Source organism: Acinetobacter sp. I-MWF (genome assembly GCF_025433935.1).
GTDB lineage: Bacteria > Pseudomonadota > Gammaproteobacteria > Pseudomonadales > Moraxellaceae > Acinetobacter > Acinetobacter guillouiae.
On record NZ_JAMBAR010000006.1, the window covers coordinates 1 to 249 of the forward strand.

1 pseudogene is annotated in these 249 nt (G+C 43.0%); it reads right to left on the reverse strand.

Going from position 1 to position 249, the window contains the following annotated elements:
- Positions 1-249: pseudogene (locus M2R48_RS21100) on the reverse strand (hypothetical protein); the annotation flags it as partial.

Below are 249 nucleotides of genomic sequence, written 5' to 3' on the forward strand. Positions count from 1 at the left end.
TAGCGTATCGCCTGTAATTACTGTCTTGATGTTGCTGTTCGAACCTGCACCTGTTAAGCCACCGCTAATGTTCAGTGTCTCTCCAAGTTTACGATCAACTGTGCCACTATTACCCGTGAAGGTAATTGGTTTAACAACTTCAGCATTTAATGTACTCAATGCAGCACCAACATTATTAACTGTTGTTGTTGACGCATCTGTTTTTGTGATCGTATAACTTGGTGCAGTAATCCCCCCTGCCGTTGTACC